This window comes from Streptomyces sp. W16, assembly GCF_033194735.1.
In the GTDB taxonomy this organism is placed as follows: Bacteria; Actinomycetota; Actinomycetes; order Streptomycetales; family Streptomycetaceae; genus Streptomyces.
This window is the reverse complement of record NZ_JAWOAI010001080.1, coordinates 1-1,361: the sequence shown is the minus strand read 5'-3', so window position 1 is coordinate 1,361 and position 1,361 is coordinate 1. Positions and strand designations below refer to the sequence as shown.

Below are 1,361 nucleotides of genomic sequence, written 5' to 3'. Positions count from 1 at the left end.
CAGGGACTCAGCGCGGTCGCCGCACCCTCGCTCGGCGACCCGGCCCGCTTCGACATCGCCCTGCGTCCGGCCGCCGCGGCCGACGCCGCCCGCCTGTTCGTCCCTCCGGAGCAGAACACGGCCCCCGAGCCCGCCCGGTGGGCCTCGGACCCGATGCGGCTGGAGGCCGAGCGGGAACTCGTCGCACGGATCGGCGCCCACCTCTCCGAGCGGCTGCCGGACTACATGAAGCCGTCCAGCTTCCAGGTGCTCGATGTGATGCCGCTGACCAGCACCGGCAAACTCGACCGCGGCGCGCTCCCCGAACCGGTCGGCACCCGGCAGCACACCTACATCGCCCCGCGCCACTCCGACGAGGAGCTGATGGCCGAGGTGTGGGCGCAGGTGCTCGGCGTCGAACGGGTCGGCATGGCGGACGACTTCTTCTCCCTCGGCGGGCACTCCCTGCTCGCCACCGAGGTCGTGGCCCGGGCCCGGGAGGCACTGGGCGTGGACATCCCGCTGGCGCTGATCTTCGAGTCCCCGACCGTCGCCCAGCTCTGCGCGGCGATCCGCGACCGCGCGGAAGCGGCGCCGGGGAAGCCCGCCGAGGTCCCGCTGACGCGGCTGCCGCGCACGAGTGCCAGGAGCGGCCGGGCATGAGCGGACCTACGATCACGGAACCGGAGCAGGGGCCCACGGCGGGACCGCCCGACGAGGTCTTCGCACTGCCCACCTCGTGCGTCCAGCGTGGCGTGTGGGCGATGCACCAGGCATCGCCAGGCCACGCCGTGCTGGCCGTGCCCGAGGCCATAGCCATCAGCGGGCGGCTCGACCTCACCGCACTGCGGGCGGCCTTCGCCGAGCTGATCCGCCGGCACGAGGCGCTGCGCACGGCCTTCCGCGAGGCCGACGGGGACCTGGTGGCCGAGGTCCACGCGGAGGTCCCCTTCGAACTGCCGCTGACCGACCTCAGCGGCCTCGCGCCGGAGGAACGGGAAGCGGAGACCGGGCGACTGATCGCAGATCAGGTCGCCTCGGCCCCCGACCCCGCCTGCGTCCCGCTGCTCGGCGGCCTGCTGATCCGTAACGCCCCCGACGACCACGTCCTGGTCTGCGTCGGCCACCTCCTGGTGTACGACGCCGCCTCCCGGGACATCTTCGCCGGTGAACTGGGCGCCCTGTACAGCGCGTACGTCCAGGGCCGCGAACCCGCGCTGCCCGCGCCGACGCTGCAGTACCCGGACGTGGCGCACTGGCAGAACGAGTCGCTGCGCACCGGGAGCTGGAACGCACAGATCGACCACTGGCGCACGACGCTGGCCGACGCACCGGCCCAGGACCCGGGCAACCCGAGGGCGGCGCGCGGCTTCGACGCCGAT

The 1,361-nt window shown here is 73.9% G+C and carries 2 protein-coding genes; both read left to right on the top strand.

Annotated features, from left to right (window positions below; all coding sequences use genetic code 11):
• Nucleotides 1–642, top strand: a 642-nt coding sequence (locus R6V09_RS53245; protein ID WP_317888572.1) for a phosphopantetheine-binding protein, incomplete at its 5' end; no start/stop codon positions are given.
• Nucleotides 639–1,361: condensation domain-containing protein (locus tag R6V09_RS53240; RefSeq protein WP_317888571.1), on the top strand; the 723-nt coding region annotated here is incomplete at its 3' end. The genes R6V09_RS53245 and R6V09_RS53240, both read left to right, overlap by 4 nt.